Source organism: Inquilinus sp. NPDC058860, assembly GCF_042743185.1.
Classification (GTDB): Bacteria; Pseudomonadota; Alphaproteobacteria; order DSM-16000; family Inquilinaceae; genus Inquilinus.
The window spans coordinates 32793-58850 of sequence record NZ_JBHYMS010000041.1 but is presented as its reverse complement, the minus strand read 5'-3'; the positions used below and the strand labels follow the sequence as shown (position 1 = coordinate 58850).

Sequence of the window (26058 nt, the reverse complement as noted above, 5' to 3'; positions counted from 1 at the left end):
GACAGCGGCATGACGAGCGTGTGTTGGCTTGATGACGGAGCGGCGGATGGACAACCCGGCGGCCACCCCGGCGAACGATTCCGCTCCGCTGCGGCGCAGCGACGGCTTCGTCCGCGTCGGCGGGCACAGCCTGTACTGGCAGCGCCTCGATCCGCCCGGCAGCGCCAGGCGCCTCCCCATCCTTCTTCTACACGAAGGGCTCGGCTCCGTCGCGCAATGGACGCGGCGCGGCGTCGATGTCGCGGCCCGGCTGGCCGAGGCGACCGGCCATCCCGTGCTGGCGCATGACCGGCTGGGCTTCGGCCGGTCCGCCCCGCTGCCGGGCCCGCGGGGCGTCGACTACCTCTATCAGGAAGGGCGCGAGGCGCTGCCGCAGGTGCTGGACGCGCTCGGGATCGATCGCGTCGGGCTGGTCGGGCACAGCGACGGCGGCAGCATCGCCCTGGTCTTCGCCGCGGCGCATCCCGGCCGCGCCGACTGGGCGGTGACCGAGGCGGCGCATGTCATCGTCGAGGACGAGACCCTGGCCGGCATCGCCGCCGCGCATGCCGCTTTCCATGTTCCGGGGTCGAAACTTCGCACGGTCCTGGCCCGTTATCATGGTGACAAGACCGAATTCACCTTCGCCAACTGGGCCGAGCTGTGGCCGACCCCCGGATTCCGCAGCTTCGACATGCGCGGCGCGCTGCCCTCGATCCGCTGTCCGGTGCTGGCGATCCAGGGGGCCGAGGACGAATACGGCACGCCGGCCCAGCTGGACGCCATAAAGGCCGGGGTTTCCGGCCCTTGCGAGACCTGGCTGGTGCCGGATTGCCGGCACGCGCCGCATTTCGAGGCCGCCGACCGGGTGCTGCCGCGGATCGCCGATTTCGCAGTTGCGAACGGTTCTTAACCCGTTGCATTTGAACGGCTTGCGCGGACGCGCTACATGAAGGCCCGCACAGCCCATTCGCGACCAGCCTTCGACCGAAGGAGCCCTTCCGTGACCTTCACCGGACATGACACGCTCAAGACCCGCCGCCAGCTGACGGTCGACGGCAGGAGCTATGATTATTTCAGCCTCGAGGCCGCCCAAGCCCAGCTCGGCGACGTCGCCCGCCTGCCCTTCTCGCTGAAGGTGCTGCTGGAGAACCTGCTGCGCTTCGAGGATGACCGGTCGGTCACGGTCGATGACGTCAAGGCGATGGCGCAGTGGCTGCGCGACCGCCGCTCCGACCGCGAGATCGCCTACCGTCCGGCCCGCGTGCTGATGCAGGACTTCACCGGCGTGCCGGCGGTGGTGGACCTGGCGGCGATGCGCCAGGCGATGGTTTCCCTCGGCGGCGACCCGCAGCGGATCAACCCGCTCTCGGCCGTCGACCTGGTCATCGACCACTCCGTCATGGTCGACGCCTTCGGCACCCCGAACGCCTTCCAGCAGAATGTCGACCTGGAGTTCGAGCGCAACCACGAGCGCTACGCCTTCCTGCGCTGGGGCCAGACCGCCTTCGACAATTTCCGCGTCGTCCCGCCTGGCACCGGCATCTGCCACCAGGTGAACCTGGAGTACCTGGCCCAGACCGTGTGGGTGGAGAAGGACCGCAACACCGGCAACCAGGTCGCCTATCCCGACACGCTGGTCGGCACCGACAGCCACACCACCATGGTCAACGGCCTGGCCGTGCTGGGCTGGGGCGTCGGCGGCATCGAGGCCGAGGCGGCGATGCTGGGCCAGCCGGTGTCGATGCTGATCCCCGAGGTGATCGGCTTCAAGATCACCGGCAAGTTGAAGGAAGGCCGCACCGCCACCGACCTGGTGCTGACGGTCACCCAGATGCTGCGCAAGAAGGGCGTGGTCGGCAAGTTCGTCGAGTTCTACGGCGAGGGCCTGGACCACATGTCGCTGGCCGACCGCGCCACGATCGGCAACATGGCGCCGGAATACGGCGCCACCTGCGGCTTCTTCCCGATCGACGCCGAGACGCTGCGCTACCTGGAGTTCTCCGGCCGCGACCCGCACCGGGTCCGCCTGGTCGAGGCCTATGCCAAGGCCCAGGGCATGTGGCGCGACGCCAATTCGCCGGAGCCGGTCTACACCGACACGCTGGAGCTGGACCTCGGCGACGTCGAGCCGTCGCTGGCCGGGCCGAAGCGGCCGCAGGACCGGGTCGCCCTGACCCAGGCGGCCGGCGCCTTCACCAAGCTCCTGGCCGATGCCGGCACCGCCCCGGCTCCGACCAAGGTCGTCGGCATGGACCATGACCTCGACCATGGCGACGTGGTGATCGCGGCGATCACCAGCTGCACCAACACGTCGAACCCGTCGGTGATGGTCGCGGCCGGCCTGGTCGCCCGCAAGGCGCGCGAACGCGGCCTGACCCGCAAGCCCTGGGTCAAGACCTCGCTGGCTCCCGGCAGCCAGGTGGTCACGGAGTACCTGAACGCGGCCGGCCTGAACGTCGACCTCGACGCCGTCGGCTTCAACACCGTCGGCTATGGCTGCACCACCTGCATCGGCAATTCCGGCCCGCTGCCGGACGAGATCGCCGCGGCGGTCGAGACCGGCAACCTGAACGTCGCGGCCGTGCTGTCCGGCAACCGCAACTTCGAGGGCCGGATCAGCCCGCATGTGCGGTCGAACTACCTGGCCTCGCCGCCGCTGGTGGTCGCCTACGCCCTGCTCGGCAGCATGACCAAGGACATCACCACCGAGCCGCTGGGCACGGGCAGCGACGGCCAGCCGGTCTATCTGAAGGATGTCTGGCCGACCGCCCGGGAGATCGCCGAGACGATCGAGCAGTGCCTGACGCCGGAGATGTTCCGCAGCCGCTATGCCAACGTGTTCGAGGGCCCGCAGGAGTGGCGGAGCATCGAGACGGCGGAGAGCGAGACCTACAACTGGAACCCGGGCTCCACCTACGTCCAGTACCCGCCCTTCTTCACCGGCATGCAGAAGGAGCCGGAGCCGGTGACCGACGTGCGCGGCGCCCGCCTGCTGGCGGTGCTGGCCGACAGCGTCACCACCGACCACATCTCGCCGGCCGGCTCGATCAAGAAGGACAGCCCGGCGGGCGAGTACCTGCTGGAGCACCAGGTCCGGCCGCTCGACTTCAACAGCTACGGCGCCCGCCGCGGCAACCATGAAGTGATGATGCGCGGCACCTTCGCCAACATCCGCATCAAGAACGAGCTGGTGCCGGGCGTCGAGGGCGGCTTCACCAAGCACCAGCCTTCGGGCGAGATGCTGCCGATCTACGACGCCTCGATGCGCTACCAGGCCGAGGGCGTGCCGCTGGTGATCATCGCCGGCAAGGAGTACGGCACGGGCTCGAGCCGCGACTGGGCGGCGAAGGGCACCCGCCTCCTCGGCGTCAAGGCGGTGGTGGCGGAGAGCTTCGAGCGCATCCACCGCTCGAACCTGGTCGGCATGGGCGTGCTGCCGCTGCAGTTCACCGACGGCACCACCCGGCTGGACCTGACGCTGGACGGCACCGAGACCTTCGACATCCTCGGCATCGCCGACGGGCTGAAGCCGCGGCAGCAGATGGTGCTGACCATCACCCGCGCCGACGGCAGCCGCCAGGACGTGCCCCTGCTCTGCCGCATCGATACGCTGGACGAGCTGGAGTACTTCAAGAACGGCGGCATCCTGCAGTATGTGCTGCGCAGCATGGTGAAGCAGGCGGCGTAAGCCGTTTCACTGCCTGACTCTTTGCGAAAGCCCGGCGCGAGCCGGGCTTTTCCGTTTCCGGGCCCCGCACGCCGGCAACAGCGACGATCCGGCGCACCTCCGCCAAAGGAGGGAACCGATAGGCCTCTCGATCCTTGATGGCGGTGGCGACGGCGCGGCCGGAATTCGTTTTCCGGCGGAATAGGCGTCGCCGCCCGGACGTCCTTGGAAGGTCACCGGATAGAGCAACAGCAACGAGGGGGCCGGATGCCCATCGATGAGATCGGCGCGGCGCTGGCGACGCCGAACCAGGTTCTCGAAGTCACTGCGGCGATCGTGGCCGCGCATCTGCGCGGGACCGAGACCAAGGCCGCGCATGTGCCGGAGATCATCCGGCAGGTCTATGACGCCCTGACCGAACTGGTCGAGGGCTCGGGGGCGGAGGAGGCGCCCCGTCCCGTGGTCGGTGCGGCGGCCCGGCGCCAGATCGCCGAACCGCCGGCGGACGCCGCGCTGCCCTGGCGCGAGACCACGGCCTTGCGCGGGCTGCGCGCCGGCACCCGGATCGGCGAGACCCCGCGCGAGCGCTTCCGTTCACGATACCGCTGACGCGGATCGCCGCGACGCTTCGAGCAAAAAGGGCGGCATCCCTCGGGGATGCCGCCCTTTTGATCTAGCCGTCGATGCGGACCGTCAGGAAACCTGCAGGTTCGCCGCCGACTCCCGGCCGTCGCGGCCTCGCGCCAGCTCGAACGTGACCTGCTGCCCCTCGTTGAGGGACCGCAGCCCGGCCGCTTCCACAGCCGAGATGTGCACGAACACGTCCTTGCCGCCGTTGTCCGGCTGAATAAACCCGAAGCCCTTGGTGGTGTTGAACCACTTCACGGTACCAGTCGCCATACGTCTTCACTCCATAGGCGGCCAAGGCCGCCGTCGTTCACGGCCGAATGAGGTCCCGGCCGGTCGGCCAAGTGAGCCGAAGCCAGTCACATAGGCAGCCTTTCGACCATCGCCTAGTCACCCGATGCGGATTCGACCGAAACTTGCGCGTGCGGGCCGCGCAACGGCGCAAGCCTTAACCGGCCGGAATATTCGGATATGGCCCGCAGACCCGCCATCGTTATATCTGATTGAATATATCGAGACATACCGCTAGCGTCCGGCGGCGGAAAGCGATGGAGGAAGGCCATGCGCCGGCTGGCGGCTGTTGTCATCGGATGTGCGCTGCTGGCGACGCCCGCCGCAGCGGCGGATCCGGCCCTGACCCTGTACGGCGCCGGCAGCCTGCGCGGCGCGATGCTGCGGATCACCGGGGCCTTCCGGCAGTCGGGCGGGGCGGAGGTGAACGCGCGCTTCGGCCCTTCCGGCGCGATGCGGGAGCGGATCGAGGCCGGCGACAAGGTCGACATCTTCACCTCGGCCGACACCGGCCATCCCGAGAGGCTCGCCAGGGAGGGCCTGGGCGGGCCGCTGGTCGTGTTCGCCCGCAACCGGCTCTGCGCCATTGCCGCGCCGAAGGTCGGGCTGACGGCGGACAACATGCTCGATCGCGCGCTCGACCCGGCGGTCAGGCTCGGCACCTCGACGCCCGGCAGCGACCCGTCCGGCGACTACACCTGGGCGATGTTCCGCAAGGCCGAGGCGATCCGCCCCGGCGCCTATGCGATGCTGGACGGAAAGGCGCTGCAGCTGGTCGGGGGCCCCGACAGCGCCCGGAAGCTGGGCCTGCCCGAGGACGCCAATGCCGCCGCCTGGCTGATCGGCCACGACAGGGCCGACATGTTCCTCGGCTATTGCACCAGCGGCAGGGCGGCGCAGGCGGAGCGGCCCGACCTCGTGGTCGTGCCGCTGCCCAAGGCACTTGCCGTCGGCGCCGCCTATGGCCTGACCGTGCTGAAGGACGCGCCGCCGGAGGCCTATCGCCTGGCGCTGTACATCCTGTCCCCGGCCGGCCAGGCAATCCTGACGGAAGCAGGTTTCGACGCGCCGACGACGCCCTGATCTTCCTTGCTCCAGCATCCGATTCTGATTTCGATTCGCCACCACAGATATCTGGCGATGCGGCCTGGGTTTCGAATGCGACCCGAATAGATTTCATGAAACCCATTTCAGATATCACATTCCGCAAACCGTTCCCGATTCGGATCTCCCGATGCCAGAGTTGCGGCCGAACACGGCGTTTTAAACAATTATTCGAAAAATAAATTGGGCATTGGCCAAAAGTTTCACGCCGAACTCTTCGTGTAGACACAAGGGAAATCTTGTGATGAGTCATGAAGCCGTCACGAATATGCGTATTATGCCTATGGGCATAAGGGCTTACATCATAGGGGAGTATTCGCCATGCCAAATCCGATCGTGGGAGGACTGGGCGACGACATCCTTGTCGGCGGCACAGGTGACGATCTGATCATCGATCCTTGGGGTCACGACCGTATCAACGGCGACCTCGGCAACGACACCATTCTGGCCGGGTGGGGCAACGACGTCGCCAAGGGCGGCGGCGGCGACGACAACATCGATGCCGGGTCGGGCAACGACACCGTCCGCGGTGACGACGGCAACGACACCCTCACGGGTAATCTCGGCGACGACACCGTCCGCGGCGGCGCCGGGGCCGACCACATCAACGGCGACCAGGGCAACGACACCGTCTATGGCGAGGACGGCGACGACTTCGTCTTCGGCGGCCAGAACATCGACCATGTCTATGGCGGCGCCGGCAACGACCACGTCTTCGGCAGCGAGGGCAACGACGCCGTCTATGGCGGCATCGGCAACGATGTCCTCGCCGGCGACAACGGCCGCGACACCGTTCGCACCGATGTCGGCGAAGGCAACGACAAGCTCTACGGTGACGCCGGCAACGACACCCTCATCAGCGGCGACGGCAGGGACTACCTCACCGGCGGCGCCGGCGACGACACCTTCCTGTTCCGCTTCCACGACCCGAAGTTCGGCTCGATCCAGGGCTTCACCACCGTCAGGGATTTCGACCCGAGCCATGACAGCTTCGCCTTCGACGCGGTCGGCGTCGGCCGCGACGGCGCGGGCGCGAACTTCGTCGACAACGGCGACGGCACCTCGGGCAGCGCGGTGACGAGCTTCTTCAGCGGGGCTGCCGCCGACGCCAATGGCGAGCACGCGGTCGTGATCACCGACCAGGGCTTCGCGTCGGCCAATGCCGCCGCCAAGGGGATCTCGGGCGAGACCGCCGGCGACATCATCGCCTATTACGACAGCGCGACCGGCAGCGCCAACCTGGCCTATGTCACCTCGGCCGACCACGCGGACACCTTCGTCCACCTGTCGAACGTCCACAGCGTGGCCGACCTGGCGGCGCTGGGCCTGACGGCGTCCGACTTCACCTACGTCTGATCGGGCCTCGCCCGGCAGAACCGCGCCCCGCCCTCGCGGCGGGGCGCGGCTTTCTTTACCCGCATTCACTTTGAATCTATTCAATCAAAAAACCAACTTTACGCGAATACTGAATTCGACGCTCGAAGAATCAATTTCATGAGCTTCATTACAACCGGGGAGGAAGTCCAAATAAACGAAAGGAGATGCAGTGAGCAAGATCATCATCGGGACCTCGGGCGATGACATCCTTGTCGGGACGTCGGAGGAGGATGCGATCAGCGGCCAGGATGGCAACGATCGCATCAATGGCGGCGACGGCAGCGACGCCCTCTATGGCGGCAACGGCAACGACCTCGTCAAGGGCGGCGCCCATGCCGACGCGATCGAAGGCGGCAGCGGCAACGATCTGCTGCAGGGGAACGACGGCAACGACGCCATCGACGGCGGCAGCGGCAACGACGTCCTCGAGGGCGGAGCCGGCCACGACGCCCTCTACGGCTACACCGGGGCCGACCGCCTCTACGGCGGCGACGGCAGCGACGCCCTCCATGGCGGCGACGGCACCGACAAGCTGTTCGGCGGCAACGGCAATGACGTGGTCGCCGGCGGCGCCGGCAACGACACCCTCTCAGGCGACGAAGGCCGGGACAATCCGCGCAACGTCAGCGGCGACGACCATCTCTATGGCGGCAGCGGCAACGATACGCTGATCAGTGGCGACGGCATCGATGCGCTGAGCGGCGGTGCCGGCAACGACACCTTCCTGTTCCGCTTCGACGACCCGAAGAGCGGCACCGGCGCGGGTCACGCCGAGATCGAGGGCTTCAGCCCGCTGAACGACACCTTCGCCTTCGATGCCGTCGGCCTCGGCCATGACGGGGTCGGCGCGAACTTCGTCGACCATGGCGACGGCACGGTCGGCGGCGTGGTGGACAGCTTCTACCGCGGTGCCGCGGCCGGCGCGAACGGCGAGAGCGTCGTCGTGGTCACCGACCAGAGCTTCGCCACCAATGCCCAGGCCCTCGCGGCCGTCGGCGGCGAAAGCGCCGGCGACATCGTCCTGTTCTACAGCTCGACCTTCCATGCCGGCCTCATCGCCAGCGTCCAGGAGGACGGCACCGCCTCGGCCTTCGCCCGCCTGACCGACATCAGCTTCGATGAGTTCCAGAAGCTGCACTTCACCGCGTCGGACTTCACCTTCGTGTAAGCCGGACGCCGGATGGAAACTGCGCCCCGCCGACCACGGCGGGGCGTTTTCTTTTCCAGCCTTACTTGCCGCGGGCCATGGCGCCGAGGCGCAGGCGCAGCGCGTTCAGCTTGATGAAGCCCTGGGCGTCGCGCTGGTCGTAGACCGAATCCTCCTCGAAGGTGACGTAGTCGAGGCGGTACAGGCTGTTCGGGCTCTTGCGGCCGGCGACGATGACGTTGCCCTTCCACAGCTTCAGCCGGACGGTGCCGTTGACCCGCTCCTGGGTCTTGTCGATCAGCGCCTGGATGGCCTCGCGCTCCGGCGAGTACCAGAAGCCGTTGTAGATCAGCTCGGCATAGCGCGGCATCGCCTCGTCCTTGAGGTGGGCGGCGCCGCGGTCGAGGGTGATCGACTCGATCGCCCGGTGGGCGGCCAGCAGCACGGTGCCGCCCGGGGTCTCGTAGACGCCGCGGCTCTTCATGCCGACGAAACGGTTCTCGACCAGGTCCAGCCGGCCGACGCCGTTCCGGCCGCCGAGCTCGTTCAACCTGGTCAGCAGCGCGGCGGGCGACAGGCGCTCACCGTCGACCGCGACGGCATCCCCCTTCTCGAACTCGATCTCGACATAGGTCGGCTCGTCCGGCGCCTGGGCCGGGTTGACCGAGCGGGTGTACATCGCCTCGTCCGGCTCGACCCAGGGGTCCTCCAGCGCCTTGCCCTCATAGGAGATGTGCAGGAGGTTGGCGTCGGTCGAATAGGGCGGCTCGCCGTACTTGTCCTTGGCGATCGGGATCTGCCGCTCCTCGGCATAGGCGAGCAGGCGGGTGCGGCTGGTCAGGTCCCACAGCCGCCACGGCGCGATCACCTTGATGTGCGGGTTCAGCGCGTAGGCCGACAGCTCGAACCGGACCTGGTCGTTGCCCTTGCCGGTGGCGCCATGGGCCACGGCGTCGGCCCCGACCTCGGCCGCGATCTCGACCAGGTGCCTGGAGATCAGCGGCCGGGCGATCGAGGTGCCGAGCAGGTAGACGCCCTCGTAGAGCGCGTTGGCGCGGAACATCGGGAACACGAAATCGCGCACGAACTCCTCGCGCACGTCGCGGATGAAGATGTTCTGCGGCTTGATGCCCAAGAGCTCGGCCTTCTTCCGCGCCGGCTCCAGCTCCTCGCCCTGGCCGAGATCGGCGGTGAAGGTCACGACCTCGCAGCGATAGGTCTCCTGCAGCCATTTCAGGATGACCGAGGTGTCGAGCCCGCCCGAATAGGCGAGAACCACCTTCTTGACCTGCTGCTGCCCCTCTTGCCCGCCAACCGCCGCCATGCCTGCCTCCACAAGGAAAAACCGCCGGACATTAGGAGCATCGCGGCGGCGGGGCAACACAGGAGCCATGCGGCCCGGTCAGGGCCCGGGCGCTCCGGGCCCTGACCAGCCTGCGGCGGTCAGCTCTGCGTCGCGAGCTTGTCCTGGGTCCGGGTCTCGAAGTCGCTCGCGTCGTGGCGCTCGTGCAGCTGTTCGGAGAGATCGCCGGTGAGGCGGTTGACGATGCGGCCGCGCTTCACCGCCGGCCGGGCGTCGATCGCCTTGGCCCAGCGCTGCACGTGCTTGTAGCTCTGCACGTCCAGGAACTCCGCCGCGCCATAGGCCCGGCCGAGGGCCAGGCCGCCGAACCAGGGCCAGTTCGCCATGTCGGCGATGGTGTACTCGCTGCCCGCGACGTACTCGCTCTCGGCCAGGCGGCGGTCGAGCACGTCGAGCAGGCGCTTGGCCTCCATGGCGTAGCGGTTGATCGCGTATTCGATCTTGGTCGGGGCATAGGCGTAGAAATGGCCGAAGCCGCCGCCGAGGAAGGGCGCGCTGCCCATCTGCCAGAACAGCCAGGACAGGGTCTCGGCGCGGGCCGGGCCGGAGGCCGGCAGGAAGGCGCCGAATTTCTCGGCGAGATGGACCAGGATGGCGCCGGATTCGAAGATCCGGACCGGGGTCGGGCCGCTGCGGTCCAGCAGCGCCGGGATCTTGGAGTTCGGGTTGATGTCGACGAAGCCGCTGCCGAACTGGTCGCCGTCGCCGATCCGGATCGGCCAGGCATCGTATTCGGCGCCGCGATGGCCTGCGGCCAGCAGCTCCTCGAACAGGATCGTGACCTTCTGGCCGTTCGGCGTCGCCAGCGAGTACAGCTGGAACGGATGGCGGCCGACCGGCAGCGCCTTGTCATGCGTCGGACCGGCGATCGGGCGGTTGATGTTGGCGAACTGGCCGCCGCTCGCCTTGTCCCAGGTCCAGACCTTCGGCGGCACGTAGTCGGAGGAATCACTCATGCTCTTGGCTCCCGGTGGGCGGAGAGGGAATGGCGGCGTTCGTTCAGGTGCTGACCCTAGACCGTGACGGTTTCAGAATGAAGCGTTTCCGTTGCCATCACGTTCATGGTCTGGGTTTGTTCCGTTCGCAGGGCGAGGCCGGCGCGTGATCGGCGGCGGTGTAGCGCAGCAGCAAACGCTGCAGCCGGCCGCGGCTGCCGTCGGCGGAGAAGTCGACCATGGTCAGCGCCACCTGGGCCGAGGGGAAGCGCCACAGCCGCGTCACCAGGCCGGACTGGACGACGCAGCTTTCGGCCGGCGGCCCCAGCCGGGCGTGCAGGTCGTTGACGAAGGATTGCAGCTCATCCGGGCCGGGGATCGGCGAGCGCCGCTCGAACAGGATCTGGGCCAGGCGGCCGTCCTTCCGCGCCAGCTCCGGCACCAGGTCGAAGGCGATGCCGCCGACCACGACGTCGCGCACCATGCGCTCGGCATAGAGCGGCCCGAAATCCCAGGGCGGCGACAGCGGCACGGCCTGCGGCAGGGCCGATTCGACCTGCGGTGCCGTCATGCCCCAGGTCAGGCCGTCCCAGCCGCGGATGTCGCTCTCCGCGGCAGACGCATGGGAGGTGAGGAGAAGCCAGGCCAGCGGCAGCGCCAGGCCGGGGCGCTTCATCCCCGGTGGACGACATGCGGCCGCGGCCCGTCGATGCGCGGCCAGCGGATGAAGGCGATGACCCACAGCACGATGACGTCGAGATAGGGCACCAGGAGCAGGATCGACCACAGCGGCGTCACTCGCGCCTTGACCAGGGCATAGGCGGCGAAGCTCATCAGCAGCACGATGTAGATGCCGATGACGAGGTTGGTGCCCCAATGCGGCAGGGACGCCATCCAGCCCGGGCCGTAGAGCGACGACAGGGTCTCGAGCACGCCGCTCATCGCTTCCCCTCCCCCGCCGACGCCACCACCGGCCAGCGCCGGAACAGCAGCACGGCGAAGACCAGCAGCACGCCGACATGCGGCACCAGGGCCAAGAGCGCCCAGCCGCGGGCCAGGCCGGCGCGGGCCAGCATGCGGGCCAGCGCCGGCATCGCCAGCAGGGCGAAGAGCAGCGCCCAGGCGCCGGGGGTCTGGAAGAATTCGGCGAGCGTCATGCGCGGCGGATCAGTGCGCGGCGGCCGCGGCCGGGGCGGCGGCGCGGGCCGAGGCGCGCTGGCGCACGCTGTCGGATTTCAGCTGGCCGCAGGCGGCGAGGATGTCGCTGCCGCGCGGCGTCCGGATCGGGCTGGCGTAGCCGGCCTCCATCAGGATGTCGGCGAAGCGCTCGATCGCCTCCGGCGTCGAGCATTCGAAGGGCGCGCCCGGCCAGGGGTTGAAGGGGATCAGGTTCATCTTTGCCGGGATGCCCTTGAGGATGCGCACCAGCTGGCGCGCATCGGCCGGGGTGTCGTTGACGTCCTTCAGCATCACGTATTCGAAGGTGATGCGGCGGGCGTTGTTGACGCCGGGATAGTCGCGGCAGGCGTCCAGCAGCTCCTTGACCGGGTACTTCTTGTTGATCGGCACGATCTGGTCGCGCAGCTCGTCGGTCACCGCATGCAGCGACACCGCCAGGTTGACGCCCAGCTCCTCGCCGCAGCGCTTCATCAGCGGCACCACGCCGGCGGTCGACAGCGTGATGCGGCGGCGCGACAGGGCGATGCCCTCCGGGTCCATCACCAGCTTCAGCGCGCGCTTCACGTTCTCGAAATTGTAGAGCGGCTCGCCCATCCCCATCATCACGATGTTGGTGAGCTGGCGGTCATCCCCTTCCCGCCCCCAATCCTCCAGGATGTCGCGAGCCAGCATGACCTGGCTGACGATCTCCGAGGCCTCGAGGTTGCGCACCAGGCGCTGGGTGCCGGTGTGGCAGAACTTGCAGGTCAGGGTGCAGCCGACCTGGGAGGAGACGCAGAGCGTGCCGCGCTCCTCCTCCGGGATGTGCACCGATTCGATCTCCTGCCCGTCTTCCATCCGGGCCAGCCACTTGCGGGTGCCGTCGAAGGATTGCTGCTGCCGCACCACCTGCAGCCGGTCGAGGGCGAAGCCGTCCGCCAGCTTGGCGCGCAGGCCCTTGGCCAGGTCGCTCATCGCCTGGAAATCGGTGGCGCCGCGCTTGTAGATCCAGCCGAACAGCTGGCGCGCGCGGAACGCCGGCTCGCCCAGGCCCGCCAGCGTCTCCGCCAGCTCGGCGCGGTCGAGCCCGACCAGGTTGATGCGGCCGTCGGCGCGGGGCGCGGGCGGCGCGAAGGTTGTGGCGTGCGTTTCGATACCCATGGGACCTCCGGAAGGCCCTGAAATGGCAACGGCCCCTCCCCAAGGGAAGGGGCCGAGCTGTTTTACATGAACGGATGCGGTGTGACGACTACCGCAACCAGAATGCCGCGGTCAGGCGCCGCAGGCTTTGTTGATCTCGCCCAGCGCCGCGGTGATGCCGGCGAGGGAGAAGGTGTAGCTGGTGCCGGTGCCGCGCGAGGAGGTGGCCTTGACCGTCAAGGTCGAGCCGCCCCTCATCGCCGCCACCAGCGCGTCGTCCGCCGCCGCATCGCGCGACCAGGCGGTGTTGCCGTCGGTGAACAGCTGGAAGTTCCTGCCGCCGATCGTGAGGGTGACGTCGGCGCCCTGCTTCAGCGTGTAGCCGACCTGCAGGCTGACCACGTTCTTCTGCTTCTCCGCCGGCCGGTTGGTGACCAGGATGAACACGTCGCCATGGCGGACATTGGCGGGTTCGGACTTGGTCGGCTTCGAGGCGATGTAGCAGGCCTTGCCGCCGTTCTCGGTGAACTGGAAGGCGTGCCAGTCGCGGCTGGAGGAGATGTACTGCACGTTCTGCGCCGAGGCCGTTCCCGGCACGGCGACGCCGGCCGCGACCGCAAGGCCGGCCAGGGCACCGAGGACAAAATTGCGAGGACGGGTTCTCAGCATAGCGCCACTCTGATTCGGGGTTGCAAGGCTGGACGACGCGGCCCGATGCGACCCCACGACATACATGGATTTGTGCGCGACGGGAACCACCCGAACGCATACCGCGTTGTTGATCCCGTCCTATCGGCGGACCCGGCGGCCGGGTTGAGCCATGAACATTGTGTTCACCGGCGGAGGCCCGGGACATCCGGTCGATCCGTCGGCGTGGAGAGGCGGCGGGCCGGGCGCATCCTGCCTCCGGCCCGCCTGGAGGCTAGAGCACGAAATCCGCCGCGGCCAGGGCGTGGCCGGAATAGACGGTGATGATCGCGTCCTGGATCCTGTCGCCGGTGGTCTCGAGATGGACGCCCTGGCGGCCGAAATCGACCACGCCCCCCTGCCCGGTCCTGGCGGTGAAGTTGCCGGTGCGAAAATGAAGATGGCGTCGCCATTGCCGGCGTTCGGGCTTTCGAGGCCCGGCAACTCGGCCCTGGCCAGACGACATGCGAGGCGGCAATCGATTGCCAGAATCGTGGCAACGTTACCCTGCTTTGCAACGGCTTTTTCCCGGGTCACTTTGGAATGGTTTTCGATCGACCATATGGGCCGCCGCCCCCGCCCGCGACGACCCGTCGTCACCGGGCGGCACGGCAGCGGCAGAGGCAGAAAGAATACGCAGCATTATGGGCAGGCGCCCGAGCAGTCGTGAGGGTTTCGGCCCCCTCATGCGCGATGTCGCGAGACTGGCCGGCGTCGCGACGTCGACGGTCAGCCGCGCCCTGGCCAATCCCGGCCGGGTCAACGAGACGACGCGGCGCCGGATCCTCGCCGCGGCCGAGCAGCTGGGCTACGTCCCCAACGCCGCGGCCCGGAGCCTGCGCGTCGGCGCGTCCAACATCGTCATGGCCGTGATGTCCGAGCCGGCCATCGCCAACGACGTCTCGCAGATCACCTCCGAAGTGCTGCAGAGCGCCGCCGCGACCCTCGCGAAGGCCGGCTTCAACCTCGTCATCGCCAGCCGCAGCCGGCCGGCGGCGGAGGCGCACATTCCCGACCTGGCGATCGGCGGCATCGTCCGCGGCGCGATCGTCTTCGGATCCTCGGAGCTGCCGTCCTACGGGCGCCGGTCGCTCGCCGGCGCCGGCATCCCGATCGTGTCGCTGCTGCACGACCGCAGCGCGGCCGGCATCCCGAGCGTGATCGCCAATGACCGCGAGGCCATGCGGGACGCGGCGCTGCACCTGATCGGCCTGGGCCACCGGTCGTTCTTCTACATCGCCGGGCCGGCCGACAACTATCACGAGGCGGAGCGGTTCGCCGGCCTCGCCGAGGCGGCGGCGGCGGCCGGCCTGCCCGATCGGGCCGTGATCCGCCACGGCGGCCTTCATTCGTTCCAGAACGGCTTTTCGTGCGGCATCGACGCGGCCCGGGCCTATCTGGCGCGGAAGCGGCGCCCGACCGCGGCCGTCAGCTGCTGGGACGACGCCGCGATCGCCTTCATGGGCACGGTCCGCGCGCATGGCGTGACCGTGCCCGACGACCTGTCCGTCATCGGCTTCGACGGCGCCCCCGTCGGGGTGTTCTGCGAGCCGCCCCTGACCACCATCCGACAGCCGACGGCGAGCCTCGGCGCCAAGACCGTGGAGATCCTGCTGCAGCTGCTGGACGGCGACGCCGCCGCCGTGCCGATGAAGATGATGCTGCCGAACCAGCTGCTGCTGCGGGCCAGCACCGCCGCGCCCCCGACCGCGCCCCCGCGCCCACGGGCGTAGCGATCCCGCTCAGATCGCCCCGGCGCCGCGCCAGCCGACCAGCGCGCCGTCGTCCTCCAGCAGGTGCAGGCGCTGGGCCGCGACCCGACCGAACTCCAGCACCAGCGCCTTGCGCCGGGGCGGCGGCAGGCGATGCTCCGGCGGCGGCCGCAGCAGCACGGCGTCGAAGCCGTCGGCGACGATCAGGCCGCAGTCCGGGCCGATCAGCTCCTGCGGGAAATCCTCCGGCACGGCGAAGCAGAAACGGTCGCAATAGGCGGCGTAGTTCGGCCATTTCCGGTCGCCGCGGAAATCGGCGATCGAGACCTTGACCTCGACCAGGGTGATGCCGCCCGCCCCGTCGACCGCGAAGATGTCGGCGCGGCGGCCGTCGGGCAGGCCGAACTCCGGCAGGCTGGCCTGGCCGGCGGCGGCGAACCAGCGCCGGACGCCGCGCGTGACCTGCGCCGTCTGCAGCCGCGCCAGAGAATCGATGTTGCTTCTTTGTTCCATGCGGAGCCATCCTAGCGCCCGTCCGGCCCCGCCGCCAAGGGGTCAAGAATCGGTCGCGAAACGGTCAGAATTTTGCCAAGCGAAGCGCAGAATCTGTCGAGACAATGGGTGTTCCCTGTGAGACAGTTACAAAGTTGGGAATGAATTATTCAAATACGGGTCCTTAGGGGGTTTCAGTTCGCTTTCCGGTAGCGGGGCGGTCTGCTTCTCGATCAGTATGCGGCGGTATATAAAGTCGGCTTCGGGTGCTGGCGCCTGGGGACGCCGACGAGGGGAAAAGACATTATGGCGAAGACCGAATCGACACCGCCGAGCGCCGCCCGCAGAGCCCTGCGATCGGTCAGGCCATGGTTCCTGGTGGCCGGCGGGTTCAGCTTCGTCATCAATCTCCTCGTGATGGTGTCGCCGCTCTACTCCTATCAGCTGTTCGACCGGGTGCTGGGCAGCGCCCATGTCGAGACGCTGGTGTTCCTGACCATCGTCGCCTGCTTCGCCTTCATCATCCTCGGCTGGATCGACGGGCTGCGCTCCGCTCTCCTGGCCCGGATCGGCACCCGGTTCGAGCGCCAGCTCGCCGGCACGCTGGTCGAGACCGGGGTGAACGGCGCCGTGCTGGGCGCGCCGGTGGGCGGCCAGGCGCTGCGCGACCTGTCGCAGATCCGCGCCTTCATCGGCGGCCCGGCGATCGGCCCGCTGTTCGACGCCCCCTGGGCGCCGGTCTTCATCGTCGTCATGTTCCTGCTGCACTGGGCGCTCGGCGTCACGGCGCTGATCTCCGCCCTGGTCCTGTTCGGGCTGGCGCTGGCCAACGAGAAGATGCTGCGCGGCCCGACCACCGACGCCAACAAGCTGCAGGTCACCGCCCAGCGCCAGGCCGAGGGCGCCATCCGCAGCGCCGAGACGGTGCGCGCCATGGGCATGCTGCCGGCGCTGCTGGGCCGCTGGCGGAAGGACCAGGAGGCGGCGCTGCAGGGCCAGGAGAAAGGCGCCGACCTGTCGTCGATCATCGGCGGCGCCTCGAAATTCGTCCGCATCTTCGTGCAGAGCCTGGTGATGGGCGTCGGCGCCTATCTGCTGCTGCACGGCGAGCTGACCTCGGGCGGCATGATCGCCGGGTCGATGATCCTGTCCCGCGCGCTGGCCCCGGTCGAGCAGGCGATCAGCTCCTGGCGCCAGTTCATCAGCGCCCGCCAGTCCTATGAATCGATCGAGAAGATCCTGACCGCCCTGCCCAAGCGCCGCGACGGCCTGACCCTGCCGGCGCCGAGCGGCAAGGTGCAGATCGACAAGCTGGTGTTCGTGGCGCCGCAGGCCAAGACCCCGATCATCAAGCGGGTCAGCTTCGAGATCGCGGCCGGCGAGGTGCTGGGCGTGGTCGGGCCCTCGGCCTCGGGCAAGAGCACGCTGTGCCGCCTCCTGTGCGGCATCTACCCGCCGACCGACGGCGCGGTCCGGCTCGACGGCGCCGATCTCGGGCAATGGTCGCCGGAGACGCTGGGCCCGTATCTCGGCTACCTGCCGCAGGCGGTCGACATCTTCCCCGGCACGGTGGCCGAGAACATCGCCCGCATGGGCGAGGTCGACTCCGACCAGGTGGTGGCGGCGGCGCAGCTGGCCGGCGTGCACGACATGATCGTGCGGCTGCCGCAGGGCTACGATACCCCGATCGGCGACGGCGGGGTGCCGCTGTCGGGCGGGCAGCGCCAGCGTGTCGGCCTGGCCCGCGCCGTGTTCGGCAACCCCAAGCTGGTGGTGCTGGACGAGCCCAACTCCAACCTCGACGCGGATGGCGAGGCGGCGCTGATGGGCACGATCGCCGGGCTGAAGACCCAGGGCGCGACCGTCGTCATCGTCGCCCACCGTCCGCAGATCCTGGCCGATGCCGACCGCCTCCTGGTGATGCGCGACGGCGAGATCGCGCTGCTCGGACCGCGGGCCGAGGTTCTGGCCCGCATCGCTGGACCACGCGCCGCAGAGACCACGCCGGCGCCAAAGGGAAGTTCGGAAAATGTCGCTTATCCCTCAGGAGCCTGGACAGCCACTGCCGCCGGCCGTCCGCAGCAGCCCCCGCCTGCCCGCTCCGCCGGATGAGACGGTCACGGCGCTCAAGCGCAACGCCTACGGCCTGAACCGTCTCAGCCTGATCGGCGGCGTCGTGATCGGCGTCTTCGTCTTCGGTTTCGGCGCCTGGGCCGCGGTGGCCCCGCTGGCCTCGGCCGCGATCGCCAACGGCGTGGTCAGCCCGGAAGGCAACAAGCGCACGGTGCAGCACCTGGAAGGCGGCATCATCCGCGAGCTGCTGGTGAAGGACGGCACCGAGGTCAGGGCCGGCGATCCGCTGCTGGTGCTGGATTCGACGCGCGACCTGGCGACCTATGATTCGGTGCGCATGCAGCGCCTGGCCGACATCGCGGCGCTGACCCGGCTCGACGCCGAGCAGGCCGGCGCGGCGTCGATCGCCATGCCGCAGGAGGTGCTGGACGAGGCGGCGAAGAACCCGGTCGCCGCGGCCCTGGTGCGGGCGCAGCAGCAGCAGTTCGTCTCCCGCCGCGAATCGATCCTGGGCCAGAAATCGGTGCTGGAGCAGCGCGTCGAGCAGAGCCGCGCCGACATCGAGGGCCTGCGCGCCCAGATCACCTCGTCGGACACCCAGCTCGACCTGATCCAGCAGGAGATCGACGGCGTCGCCCCGCTGGTGGCCAAGGGGCTGGAGCGCAGGACCCGCCTGCTGCAGTTGCAGCGCGCCCAGGCCCAGATCATCGGCCAGAAGGCCTCCGACACCTCCTCGATCGCCAAGGCCGAGCAGACCATCGGCGAGAGCCAGATGCGGATCCTGGCGCTGGACAGCGACTTCCGCGACAAGATCGCCGAGGAGCGTTCCAGCACGCAGAAGGAGCTGGCCCAGCTGGAGGAGAAGATGCGGTCCGCCGGCGACGTGGTCGGCCGCACCCGCATCCTGGCGCCGCTCGACGGCGTGGTGGTGAACCTGAAGTACCACACGCTCGGCGGCGTCATCCAGCCGGGCGCCGCGATCCTGGAGATCGTGCCGAAGAACGACAAGCTGGTGATCGACGTGCAGGTGCAGCCGAACGACATCGACACGGTGCGCGAGGGGCAGTCGGCGCTGGTCCGCTTCACCGCCTATCACCAGCGCAACATGCCGCGGATCGACGGCCGCGTGATCTATGTCGCCGCCGACAGCACCCAGGACGAGCAGACCCGGCGGTCCTACTTCCTGGCCAAGGTCGAGGTCGACCCAACCCTGCTGAAGCAGGTGGCGCCGCAGGTCAACCTGTCCGCCGGCATGCCGGCCGAGGCCTCGATCCAGACCGGCACCCGCACCGCCCTGCAATACGCGGTCGACCCGCTGGTGCACGCCTTCCAGCGCAGCTTCGTCGAGGATTGAGGCGGGCCGCGTCCGATTCCGTGCGACGAAGAGGCCACCCGGCGCGGGGTGGCCTCCTTCGCATCCGGCCTTCGCGCGTCGCAGCACCACGGCGGGGGTGTCATCGCCCCCGCAGGCTGCTATAAGGGCGCCCGGGTCCCCGTAGCTCAGCAGGATAGAGCGGCTGCGTCCTAAGCAGCGGGTCGGGAGTTCGAATCTCTCCGGGGACGCCATCCGCCCATTCGCTCGGTGAAAATCGGCCGGTCCCGCAGAAGCCCCTTTGCATCGCCTTGCACCGTGACGCGGGCCGCGCAGAGGTGCCTCCCATGATCGCGCGATTCGCCGTCTGCAGGGCGGCAGAAGGCGATGTAGCCTGCGTAAGAAGAAGGTCGTGCCGGCCTCACCGCCAGGGGTTCCAACTCGGGGGAGTTCCATGCGTTTCGTGCATCTGACAATCGCAGCATCGCTCCTGAGCGTCCCGGCCCAGGCCGAATGGCGGCGGCTCGACACCAAGGACCCGATCAACGACAAGATCACCACGTCGATCTACGTCGATTCGACCGGAGAAGCCGGCACCGAATCGAATGCGATGTTCGGCGTCACCTGCAATCCGATGAAGCAGCTGTTCTTCGTGGCGAGCTTCAGCAGGCGCCTCGATCCCGCGTCCGGCGACACCGTCTGGATGCTTTACAGGGTCGACGACAATCGAGCGATCGGGGGCAATTGGAGCGTCCGCGACGACCCTGTGGTGACGCTGCCCTATCGCAAGAACATCAAGATTGACTTCGCCGGCGGCACGAAGCTGGTCGTCCGCGCCACCGGCCAGAAACGCGGCCCGAGCGAACTGACGGCCCTGTTCGACATCAGCGGCATCGATCAGGCGTTTGCCGATATCGAGGCCGCCTGCGCCGGCAGCTGACCCTCGTGCCGGCATTCCTCGGGCGCCATTGGCTCAGACCGGGCGCTTCCCCGATCGGCAACCGGGCAGTCCCGGCAAGCGGAACGATGCGGAGCCGCACTGGATGATCATGAAGGCCGCGGCCGGCTAGCCTTCGGCGCGGGCCTTCCGGTACCAGTCGGCGATCTCGCTGCCGGTGGCCAGCCAGACGCCGTCATGCGCGGCGATGTGGGCCAGCGCCGCGGCGAAGTGCCGGGCCCGGTGCGGGTGGCCGATCAGGAACGGGTGCAGGGCGATGCCCATCACCCGGCCGGTCTTCGCCCCATCCTCGTAGAGCCCGTCGAACTGGTCGCGGATGGTCCGCGCGAACTGCTCGCCGGTCTGGCCCTGGAAGAGGAAGGCGTTGAAGTCGTTGATCTCGATCGAATAGGGCAGCGACAGCATCGATCCCGTCTTCACCCGCATCGGATAGGGCTGCTCGTCATTGACCCAGTTGGCGACGTAGTCGATGCCGGCTTCGGCCAGGAGGTCGAGCGTGCAGTGCGATTCCGTCAGCGCCGGGCTGAGCCAGCCGCGCGGCCGCCGGCCGGTGGCCTGCTCGATGGTCTCGACGACGCCGCGCACGATCTGCCGCTCCTCCTCCTCCGGCTGGGCGTGGATCAGCGTCGAGTTGGTCTCGCCATGGCCCATCCACTCCCAGCCCAGCGCCTGCCCGGCCTCGATGATGCGGGGATAGTGCCGGACGACGTCGGCGTTGAGCGCCACCGTGCCCTTGAAGCCATGCTTCTCCATCACCTCCGTCAGCCGCCAGATGCCGACCCGGACGCCGTAGTCGCGCCAGGAATAGTTCAGCACGTCGGGGACGAGGGCGGCGGTGTGCGGGTTGATCGAGCTCGACGGCCGGTCGAACAGGAAATGCTCGATGTTCGGGGTGACCCACACCGCCACCCGGGCGCCGTTCGGCCAGCGCAGCGGCGGGCGGTCGACGATGGCGGAATACGGGAACCGGTCGTGATGCTGCGGGGCGTCCATCTCTGCCTCCTCGTGTCGGGACTGTCATCCAGTGACTGGCGACAAGGTGAGGCCGCCGCGCATTCCGGAGAACTAGGCTATAGTTCCGGACACTTCAGACTTAAATGTCCGGAATGACGATGCGACACACCGACAGCCTCGGCGCGCTCGACGCCTTCGTCCGGGCGGCCGACGCCCGCAGCTTCACCGCGGCGGCACGGCAGCTCGGCGTCTCCTCCTCCGCCATCGGCAAGGCGGTGGCGCGGCTGGAGGAGCGGCTGGGCGTGCGCCTGCTGCACCGCTCGACCCGGTCGGTGACGCTGACGCCGGAAGGCGCGCTGTTCCTGGAGCGCTGCCGGCGGATCTTCAGCGAGATCGAGAGCGCCGAGACGGAGCTGGCGCAGACCCGCGGCGCGCCGCGCGGCCGGCTGCGGGTCAGCCTGCCGCTGGCCGGCATGCTGATGATGCCGACCCTGGGCGCCTTCATGCGCGCCTACCCGGAGATCGAGCTGGATCTCGACTTCACCGATCGGCTGGTCGACGTGATCGAGGAGGGCTTCGACGCCGTGATCCGTGCCGGCGAGGTGAGCGACTCCCGGCTGATGAGCCGCTTCCTGGGCGTGTTCCGGCTGCAGCTCGTGGCCTCGCCCTCCTACCTCCAACGGCGGGGCGTGCCGGGGAGTCCGGAGGAGCTGGCCGGCCATGCCTGCCTGCAGCACCGCTTCGCCACCAGCGGCAGGTTCGAGCCCTGGCCGCTGCGCCAGGAGATCGCGCTGCCGGCCACAGCGGTGGCGAACACGATCGAGCCGCTGATCGCCCTGGCCGAGCAGGGGCTGGGCATCGCCTGCCTGCCCGACTTCGCCATTCGCCGTCAGATCGAGGACGGCCGGCTGGCGGCGGTGCTGGCCGACCACACCGCGCATGAGGGCGTGTTCCGCCTGCTGTGGCCGTCCAGCCGCTATCCCTCGCCCAAGCTGCGGGCGTTCGTCGACTTCCTGGCGCGGAACCTGTTCCCGGCGTAGAGACTGGTCGCGATCCCGAACAGGCAAGAACCATGGCCGCAAGGGGCGGCTAGCGGAAGCCGTGTCCGCCCCGAGACGCGACCGTGTGGGTCTATCCACCCGTTTTCGGTTTGGTGGACTCAGTGCCGATCTTGCATCCGGAGTTCTGCGGCCAGTCACAAACCTTGAGTTCAGGATTGAAGAAAAGGCCATCGGGGCAATCCGTCCATACGGACTCCCCCCAGACGCAATAGCAGAAGGCGGTGCATGTCTCGGGATTGGGATACTCGCCATTCGGAAGATCGGTACAATCGAGCTTCGGACAATCTCTCTCCGCCATCGCTGGCCCGGCCGGTAGCGCGAGCACAAACAGACACAACCACATGACACGAAATCTCATGACCCGTCCCCCAGACCAGATCGGAAGATCGCTTATATGATATTATGCCAACGGGTGACCCGCAGAATAGAAGGGACCGTTGTCGCAGCGATTGCACACGCTCCATTAGACCGGCGGCGGTTCGGCATCAGCCCTGATAAAACGGTGACCGCAAAGGGTCGAATCCGGCCCGCCCCGCCGCCCCGCTACGACTTGCCGAACCAGCGCTGGCGCAGCTCCTCATAGCTGCCGTCCTGGCGCATCGACAGCAGGGCGGCATCGACGTCGCGGCGCAGGTCGCTGTCGTTGCGGAAGACGAAGCCGTAATCCTCCGGCTGGAAGATCGGGCCGACCAGGCCGGCGCGCCCGAGCCCCTGATGCGCGGCGATGTATTGCAGCACCGGCGCGTCGTAGACGACGGCGTCGACCTGGTCGTCGATCAGGGCCTGGTAGGCGTCCTCCGCACTCGCGAAGGTCACCGGCTGGATGTTGGCGGCGCCGAGATAGCGGGCCGAGGTGGTGCCGCCGACGGTGCCGACCGCCTTGCCCGGCAGGTCGCCGGGGCCGTTGATCTCCTGCCGGATCTGCTGCACCGTCAGGCTGGCCGTCAGCGTCGCCGTGTAGAAGGCGACGAAGACCACGCCGGTGAACATCCACAGCACCGCGACGCCACGGGACACCCAGTGGCGCGGCATCGCATCCGCCTGGGTGGCCAGGGTGCCGAGACCCCAGAAGAAGGCCTGGAAGATTCCGGGGAAGTAGCGCCTGGTGCCGATCATGCCATCCGGCTGGCCGCGTTCGACGAACCAGACGATATGCGCCGGGACGATCGTCAGCAGCCCGGCGATGCCGAGCCAGACCAGCACCGCGGGCGACAGCAGCAGGTGCAGCAGGCTGCCGAAGGCGGTGGCCTCGCGCCCCGGCCGCTCGCTGCGCGTCAGGATGCCGAGCCCGGCATTCAGGATCGGCTGCGAGAAATCGTAGTCGGTGATGCGGTCGGCGGTGATCGAGATCGCGCCGACGCCGGCATCGGCCTCGCGGCCGGATACGGCGGCGAGCTGGGCCTGGACGCTGGGCACCACCGTGAACTCGGTGGTCCAGTGGCGGCGGCTGGCGATCGCGTTCCAGAGATCGATGCTGAAGCCGCTGAGCTGGCCGTTGGTCTCCTCGACCATCGGCGGGATCACCCGCACCGCCACGGGCACCACCCGCTGCGGCGCCTGCGCCGCGGCCGGCAAGGCCAGCGCCGCCAGCGCGATCACCACCGTCATCACCACTCTTGCCGACACAGCACTCGCTCCCCGAGGCACCGAGGCTGCATCCTGGCGGCGCCGCGACCCTCGAGCCCAATGCCTTCGCGTCATGGCGCCAGATCACCGGGACATGACGGGGTCGGCCGCGACGCGAACCGAGACCGCCGATCATTCATAAGGCCGCCTGATAGGTCCATGCGCATTCCGCGGGCTAATCGCACCCCGCGGCGGCTTCCATATCAGCGCATGCTCTTCAACGTCCCGACAGGCGTGCCCCGATGAAGTCCCTTGCCGCCGCCATCGCCGCCCTGTCCCTGACGACCGCCCCGGCGGCGCAGGCGGAGTCGTCACAGGAGGATCTGCGCATGGTCGCCCCCGCCCTGGAGCGATACACGGAGGAGACGCTGCTGGGCGGCGTCTGGAAGCGGCCGGGCCTGTCGGCGCGGGACCGCAGCATCGTCACCCTCGCCGCCTTGATCGCGCGCAACCAGGCCGCGGCACTGCCCGTCTATCTCGGCCTCGCGCTCGACAGCGGCGTGACGCCACACGAGGTCTCCGAAATCATCACCCATCTCGCCTTCTATTCCGGCTGGGGCAATGCGATGGCGGCGGCGGCCGCCGCCAGGGATGTCTTCGCCGCGCGCGGGATCGGCGGCGACCAGCTGCCCGCAGCCTCGCCCGCGCTGCTGCCGCTGGACGAGACGGCAGAGGCGCGGCGCGCGGCGCGCGTCGGGGAGCAGTTCGGCTCGGTCGCCCCCGGGGTGGTGCGGTACACGACGGATGTGCTGTTCCGGGACCTGTGGCTGCGCCCCGACCTGGCGCCGCGCGACCGCAGCCTGGTGACGGTCGGCGCGCTGGTCGCATCCGGCCAGGTCGCCCAGATCCCCTATCACCTGAACCGGGCCATGGACAACGGCCTGACCCAGCCGCAGGCCGCGGAGGCGCTGACGCAGCTGGCCTTCTATGCCGGCTGGCCGAACGTCTTCTCGGCCCTGCCGGTGGCGAAGGACGTGTTCGAGAAGCGCCCGAAGCAGCAGCCATGAACGCCAGGACGGTTCTCGCCGCCTCGCTGCTCACGCTGTCGTCCGGCGGCGCGTCAGCCCAGCCGATGCAGCAGCCGTATGTCCGCCTGGCGGAGCTGGAGATCGATCCGGCCCGGGTTGCGGAATTCAGCGCCGCGATCCGGGAGGGGATCGAGACCGCCATTCGCGTCGAGCCAGGCGTCCTGGCCCTCCACGCCGTGTTCGAAAAGGACGATCCGGCCCGGGTCAGGGTCTTCGAGATCTATTCCGACGAGACCGCCTATCGGACCCATCTGCAGACCCCGCACTTCCAGAAATTCCGGGCCGAGACGGAGACCATGGTCCGGTCCCGCCGGCTGCTCGACGCCGTTCCCATTGTTCTCGGCGCGAAGGGGAAGTGAGGGCCGCAGCCCCGGCCTCAGCCCCGGTGGCGCAGCGCGTCCACCAGCAGGGCGAAGGCCGCGGAGGACTGGCGCCGGCTCGGATAGTAGAGGTGGTAGCCGGACCAGGGCGGGGACCAGCCTTCGAGCACCTGCTCGAGGCGCCCCCCGGCGAGGTGGGGTTGCGCCAGGTCTTCCGGCACATAGGCCAGGCCGAAGCCGGCCAGGGCGGCCTCCAGCACCTCGAAGATGCCGTTGAAAACCAGCTGGCCTTCCACCCGCACCTTCACCTCGCGCCCGTCCCTCTCGAACTCCCAGGCATAGAGCCCGCCATAAGTCGGCAGGCGCAGATTGATGCAGCGATGGGCGACCAGGTCCTGCGGTGTCTGCGGCCGCGGCCGCCCGGCGAGATAGAATGCCGCGCCGACCACGGCGAAGCGGATGTCCGGCCCGATGCGGACCGCGATCATGTCCCGGGCCACCTGCTCGCCCAGGCGCACGCCCGCGTCGTAGCGCTGGGCGACGATGTCGGTCAGCTCGTAGTCGATGGCGAGCTCGACCCTGATCTCGGGATAGCGCGGCAGGAACGTCTCCAGCTTCGGCCACAGGATCGACCGGATCGCATGGTCGCCGGCCGTGATCCGGATGGTGCCGGACGGCTTCTCCCCGAGCTCGCTGACGGCCGCCAGCTCGGCCTCGATCTCCTCCAGCCGCGGCGCCACGGTGCGCAGCAGGCGTTCGCCCGCCTCGGTCAGCCCGACGCTGCGCGTGGTCCGGGTCAGGAGCCGGATGCCGAGCCGGGTCTCGAGCTGGCGGATCGTCTGGCTGAGCGCCGATTGCGACACGGCCAGCTTCGCCGCCGCCTTGGTGAAGCTCCGCTCCCGGGCGACGGCCACCAGGGCCACGAGGTCGTCCAGGTTGCCGCGCTGCATTTATCATCCCTGCTTATAGGTTCATGCGGATTATAGCGACTGACCCCGGAAAATCGACGCCCTACATTCCAGGTCTCGACGGCAACCGCCGGGA

Annotated in this window: 26 protein-coding genes and 1 tRNA gene; 14 read left to right on the top strand and 13 right to left on the bottom strand. The window is 68.7% G+C overall.

Annotated elements, in window-relative coordinates:
* Nucleotides 1-46: 46 nt before the first annotated feature.
* The 3 genes from ACFW16_RS24585 to ACFW16_RS24575 all read left to right on the top strand — a co-directional run bounded on the left by ACFW16_RS24585 (nt 47) and on the right by ACFW16_RS24575 (nt 4258).
* Nucleotides 47-892: an alpha/beta fold hydrolase gene (locus ACFW16_RS24585; protein ID WP_380309987.1), complete on the top strand. Its 846-nt coding sequence runs from the start codon at nt 47-49 to the stop codon at nt 890-892.
* 36 nt (nt 893-928) lie between these two features.
* Nucleotides 929-3670 (top strand): aconitate hydratase AcnA, encoded by a 2742-nt coding sequence (acnA, locus tag ACFW16_RS24580; protein ID WP_380309985.1) that lies wholly within the window; start codon nt 929-931, stop codon nt 3668-3670.
* Between the two features lie 246 nt (nt 3671-3916).
* Nucleotides 3917-4258: a MucR family transcriptional regulator gene (locus tag ACFW16_RS24575; RefSeq protein ID WP_380309983.1), complete on the top strand. Its 342-nt coding sequence runs from the start codon at nt 3917-3919 to the stop codon at nt 4256-4258.
* A gap of 84 nt (nt 4259-4342) precedes the next feature.
* Here the strand turns inward: ACFW16_RS24575 and ACFW16_RS24570 are convergent, their stop codons facing one another.
* Nucleotides 4343-4549, bottom strand: coding sequence for a cold-shock protein (locus ACFW16_RS24570; protein WP_138887178.1), 207 nt, complete (start codon nt 4547-4549; stop codon nt 4343-4345).
* Nucleotides 4550-4837: 288 nt separating this feature from the next.
* Between ACFW16_RS24570 and ACFW16_RS24565 the strand changes: the two genes are divergently transcribed.
* The 3 genes from ACFW16_RS24565 (at nt 4838) to ACFW16_RS24555 (ending at nt 8216) form a co-directional block, all read left to right on the top strand.
* On the top strand, nt 4838-5650 hold the full coding sequence (locus ACFW16_RS24565; RefSeq protein ID WP_380309981.1) for a molybdate ABC transporter substrate-binding protein: 813 nt from the start codon (nt 4838-4840) through the stop codon (nt 5648-5650).
* 342 nt (nt 5651-5992) lie between these two features.
* The gene (locus ACFW16_RS24560; protein WP_380309979.1) at nt 5993-7027 is read left to right on the top strand and encodes a calcium-binding protein; all 1035 of its coding nucleotides are present in this window, start codon (nt 5993-5995) and stop codon (nt 7025-7027) included.
* 190 nt (nt 7028-7217) lie between these two features.
* Nucleotides 7218-8216: a calcium-binding protein gene (locus ACFW16_RS24555; RefSeq protein WP_380309977.1), complete on the top strand. Its 999-nt coding sequence runs from the start codon at nt 7218-7220 to the stop codon at nt 8214-8216.
* A gap of 61 nt (nt 8217-8277) precedes the next feature.
* Here ACFW16_RS24555 and ACFW16_RS24550 read toward each other — a convergent pair whose 3' ends face one another.
* From ACFW16_RS24550 to ACFW16_RS24520, 7 genes are all read right to left on the bottom strand, one after another.
* Nucleotides 8278-9519 carry an argininosuccinate synthase gene (locus ACFW16_RS24550; protein ID WP_380309975.1) on the bottom strand — a complete coding sequence of 414 codons (1242 nt, stop codon included), beginning with the start codon at nt 9517-9519 and terminating at the stop codon, nt 8278-8280.
* 119 nt (nt 9520-9638) lie between these two features.
* On the bottom strand, nt 9639-10514 hold the full coding sequence (yghU, locus tag ACFW16_RS24545; protein ID WP_380309973.1) for a glutathione-dependent disulfide-bond oxidoreductase: 876 nt from the start codon (nt 10512-10514) through the stop codon (nt 9639-9641).
* A gap of 103 nt (nt 10515-10617) precedes the next feature.
* The gene (locus ACFW16_RS24540) at nt 10618-11169 is read right to left on the bottom strand and encodes a hypothetical protein (protein ID WP_380309971.1); all 552 of its coding nucleotides are present in this window, start codon (nt 11167-11169) and stop codon (nt 10618-10620) included.
* On the bottom strand, nt 11166-11435 hold the full coding sequence (locus ACFW16_RS24535) for a hypothetical protein (protein WP_380309969.1): 270 nt from the start codon (nt 11433-11435) through the stop codon (nt 11166-11168). The genes ACFW16_RS24540 and ACFW16_RS24535 overlap by 4 nt, the downstream gene beginning before the upstream one ends.
* Nucleotides 11432-11650 (bottom strand): hypothetical protein, encoded by a 219-nt coding sequence (locus tag ACFW16_RS24530; RefSeq protein WP_380309967.1) that lies wholly within the window; start codon nt 11648-11650, stop codon nt 11432-11434. Before ACFW16_RS24530 ends, ACFW16_RS24535 begins: the two co-directional genes overlap by 4 nt.
* Before the next feature lie 10 nt (nt 11651-11660).
* A complete protein-coding gene (gene rlmN / locus ACFW16_RS24525) occupies nt 11661-12812 on the bottom strand; it encodes a 23S rRNA (adenine(2503)-C(2))-methyltransferase RlmN (RefSeq protein ID WP_380309965.1) in 1152 nt (383 codons plus the stop codon).
* A 111-nt stretch (nt 12813-12923) separates the two neighbouring features.
* On the bottom strand, nt 12924-13460 hold the full coding sequence (locus ACFW16_RS24520; protein ID WP_380309963.1) for an invasion associated locus B family protein: 537 nt from the start codon (nt 13458-13460) through the stop codon (nt 12924-12926).
* 704 nt (nt 13461-14164) lie between these two features.
* Here ACFW16_RS24520 and ACFW16_RS24515 point away from each other — a divergent pair.
* Nucleotides 14165-15211 carry a LacI family DNA-binding transcriptional regulator gene (locus ACFW16_RS24515; RefSeq protein ID WP_380309961.1) on the top strand — a complete coding sequence of 349 codons (1047 nt, stop codon included), beginning with the start codon at nt 14165-14167 and terminating at the stop codon, nt 15209-15211.
* A gap of 9 nt (nt 15212-15220) precedes the next feature.
* Here the strand turns inward: ACFW16_RS24515 and ACFW16_RS24510 are convergent, their stop codons facing one another.
* Entirely contained in the window at nt 15221-15703 is a 483-nt protein-coding gene (locus ACFW16_RS24510) for an MmcB family DNA repair protein (RefSeq protein ID WP_380309959.1), read from the bottom strand.
* Between the two features lie 285 nt (nt 15704-15988).
* Between ACFW16_RS24510 and ACFW16_RS24505 the strand changes: the two genes are divergently transcribed.
* From ACFW16_RS24505 to ACFW16_RS24490, 4 genes are all read left to right on the top strand, one after another.
* The gene (locus ACFW16_RS24505) at nt 15989-17794 is read left to right on the top strand and encodes a type I secretion system permease/ATPase (RefSeq protein ID WP_380309957.1); all 1806 of its coding nucleotides are present in this window, start codon (nt 15989-15991) and stop codon (nt 17792-17794) included.
* Nucleotides 17712-19109, top strand: coding sequence for an HlyD family type I secretion periplasmic adaptor subunit (locus ACFW16_RS24500; protein ID WP_380309955.1), 1398 nt, complete (start codon nt 17712-17714; stop codon nt 19107-19109). Before ACFW16_RS24505 ends, ACFW16_RS24500 begins: the two co-directional genes overlap by 83 nt.
* Nucleotides 19110-19244: 135 nt before the next feature.
* Nucleotides 19245-19321: transfer RNA gene (locus ACFW16_RS24495), tRNA-Arg, on the top strand.
* Between the two features lie 200 nt (nt 19322-19521).
* Nucleotides 19522-20007 carry a hypothetical protein gene (locus tag ACFW16_RS24490; protein WP_380309954.1) on the top strand — a complete coding sequence of 162 codons (486 nt, stop codon included), beginning with the start codon at nt 19522-19524 and terminating at the stop codon, nt 20005-20007.
* 126 nt (nt 20008-20133) lie between these two features.
* On the opposite strand, the gene ACFW16_RS24485 is transcribed toward ACFW16_RS24490, so the two are convergent.
* The gene (locus ACFW16_RS24485) at nt 20134-21018 is read right to left on the bottom strand and encodes a polysaccharide deacetylase family protein (RefSeq protein WP_380309953.1); all 885 of its coding nucleotides are present in this window, start codon (nt 21016-21018) and stop codon (nt 20134-20136) included.
* A gap of 119 nt (nt 21019-21137) precedes the next feature.
* Here ACFW16_RS24485 and ACFW16_RS24480 point away from each other — a divergent pair, with 119 nt between their 5' ends.
* Complete coding sequence (locus ACFW16_RS24480) at nt 21138-22019, top strand: LysR family transcriptional regulator (RefSeq protein WP_380309952.1); 882 nt, start codon at nt 21138-21140, stop codon at nt 22017-22019.
* A 91-nt stretch (nt 22020-22110) separates the two neighbouring features.
* Here the strand turns inward: ACFW16_RS24480 and ACFW16_RS24475 are convergent, their stop codons facing one another.
* Nucleotides 22111-22338, bottom strand: a complete 228-nt coding sequence (locus ACFW16_RS24475) for a carbohydrate-binding module family 14 protein (RefSeq protein ID WP_380310019.1) — start codon at nt 22336-22338, stop codon at nt 22111-22113.
* A 245-nt stretch (nt 22339-22583) separates the two neighbouring features.
* Nucleotides 22584-23666: a transporter substrate-binding domain-containing protein gene (locus ACFW16_RS24470; protein WP_380309950.1), complete on the bottom strand. Its 1083-nt coding sequence runs from the start codon at nt 23664-23666 to the stop codon at nt 22584-22586.
* Between the two features lie 242 nt (nt 23667-23908).
* On the opposite strand from ACFW16_RS24470, the gene ACFW16_RS24465 reads away from it, so the two are divergent.
* Together ACFW16_RS24465 and ACFW16_RS24460 are read left to right on the top strand one after the other, a co-directional pair.
* Nucleotides 23909-24673: a carboxymuconolactone decarboxylase family protein gene (locus ACFW16_RS24465; RefSeq protein ID WP_380309948.1), complete on the top strand. Its 765-nt coding sequence runs from the start codon at nt 23909-23911 to the stop codon at nt 24671-24673.
* The gene (locus ACFW16_RS24460; protein WP_380309946.1) at nt 24670-25053 is read left to right on the top strand and encodes a putative quinol monooxygenase; all 384 of its coding nucleotides are present in this window, start codon (nt 24670-24672) and stop codon (nt 25051-25053) included. Before ACFW16_RS24465 ends, ACFW16_RS24460 begins: the two co-directional genes overlap by 4 nt.
* Before the next feature lie 17 nt (nt 25054-25070).
* On the opposite strand, the gene ACFW16_RS24455 is transcribed toward ACFW16_RS24460, so the two are convergent.
* Nucleotides 25071-25964, bottom strand: coding sequence for a LysR family transcriptional regulator (locus ACFW16_RS24455; protein ID WP_380309944.1), 894 nt, complete (start codon nt 25962-25964; stop codon nt 25071-25073).
* Nucleotides 25965-26058: the final 94 nt, after the last annotated feature.

Bases quoted from the DNA above. Each gene is read 5' to 3' on its own strand.
- ACFW16_RS24560 (WP_380309979.1), top strand. From the start codon at position 5,993: ATGCCAAATCCGATCGTGGGAGGACTGGGCGACGACATCCTTGTCGGC.
- rlmN (WP_380309965.1), bottom strand. From the start codon at position 12,812: ATGGGTATCGAAACGCACGCCACAACCTTCGCGCCGCCCGCGCCCCGC.
- ACFW16_RS24570 (WP_138887178.1), bottom strand. From the start codon at position 4,549: ATGGCGACTGGTACCGTGAAGTGGTTCAACACCACCAAGGGCTTCGGG.
- ACFW16_RS24460 (WP_380309946.1), top strand. From the start codon at position 24,670: ATGAACGCCAGGACGGTTCTCGCCGCCTCGCTGCTCACGCTGTCGTCC.
- ACFW16_RS24565 (WP_380309981.1), top strand. From the start codon at position 4,838: ATGCGCCGGCTGGCGGCTGTTGTCATCGGATGTGCGCTGCTGGCGACG.
- ACFW16_RS24530 (WP_380309967.1), bottom strand. From the start codon at position 11,650: ATGACGCTCGCCGAATTCTTCCAGACCCCCGGCGCCTGGGCGCTGCTC.
- ACFW16_RS24490 (WP_380309954.1), top strand. From the start codon at position 19,522: ATGCGTTTCGTGCATCTGACAATCGCAGCATCGCTCCTGAGCGTCCCG.
- ACFW16_RS24510 (WP_380309959.1), bottom strand. From the start codon at position 15,703: ATGGAACAAAGAAGCAACATCGATTCTCTGGCGCGGCTGCAGACGGCG.
- ACFW16_RS24480 (WP_380309952.1), top strand. From the start codon at position 21,138: ATGCGACACACCGACAGCCTCGGCGCGCTCGACGCCTTCGTCCGGGCG.
- yghU (WP_380309973.1), bottom strand. From the start codon at position 10,514: ATGAGTGATTCCTCCGACTACGTGCCGCCGAAGGTCTGGACCTGGGAC.
- ACFW16_RS24465 (WP_380309948.1), top strand. From the start codon at position 23,909: ATGAAGTCCCTTGCCGCCGCCATCGCCGCCCTGTCCCTGACGACCGCC.
- ACFW16_RS24485 (WP_380309953.1), bottom strand. From the start codon at position 21,018: ATGGACGCCCCGCAGCATCACGACCGGTTCCCGTATTCCGCCATCGTC.
- ACFW16_RS24540 (WP_380309971.1), bottom strand. From the start codon at position 11,169: ATGAAGCGCCCCGGCCTGGCGCTGCCGCTGGCCTGGCTTCTCCTCACC.
- ACFW16_RS24475 (WP_380310019.1), bottom strand. From the start codon at position 22,338: ATGGCGGAGAGAGATTGTCCGAAGCTCGATTGTACCGATCTTCCGAAT.
- ACFW16_RS24520 (WP_380309963.1), bottom strand. From the start codon at position 13,460: ATGCTGAGAACCCGTCCTCGCAATTTTGTCCTCGGTGCCCTGGCCGGC.
- ACFW16_RS24505 (WP_380309957.1), top strand. From the start codon at position 15,989: ATGGCGAAGACCGAATCGACACCGCCGAGCGCCGCCCGCAGAGCCCTG.
- ACFW16_RS24455 (WP_380309944.1), bottom strand. From the start codon at position 25,964: ATGCAGCGCGGCAACCTGGACGACCTCGTGGCCCTGGTGGCCGTCGCC.
- ACFW16_RS24585 (WP_380309987.1), top strand. From the start codon at position 47: ATGGACAACCCGGCGGCCACCCCGGCGAACGATTCCGCTCCGCTGCGG.
- ACFW16_RS24550 (WP_380309975.1), bottom strand. From the start codon at position 9,519: ATGGCGGCGGTTGGCGGGCAAGAGGGGCAGCAGCAGGTCAAGAAGGTG.
- acnA (WP_380309985.1), top strand. From the start codon at position 929: ATGAAGGCCCGCACAGCCCATTCGCGACCAGCCTTCGACCGAAGGAGC.
- ACFW16_RS24535 (WP_380309969.1), bottom strand. From the start codon at position 11,435: ATGAGCGGCGTGCTCGAGACCCTGTCGTCGCTCTACGGCCCGGGCTGG.
- ACFW16_RS24515 (WP_380309961.1), top strand. From the start codon at position 14,165: ATGCGCGATGTCGCGAGACTGGCCGGCGTCGCGACGTCGACGGTCAGC.
- ACFW16_RS24500 (WP_380309955.1), top strand. From the start codon at position 17,712: ATGTCGCTTATCCCTCAGGAGCCTGGACAGCCACTGCCGCCGGCCGTC.
- ACFW16_RS24575 (WP_380309983.1), top strand. From the start codon at position 3,917: ATGCCCATCGATGAGATCGGCGCGGCGCTGGCGACGCCGAACCAGGTT.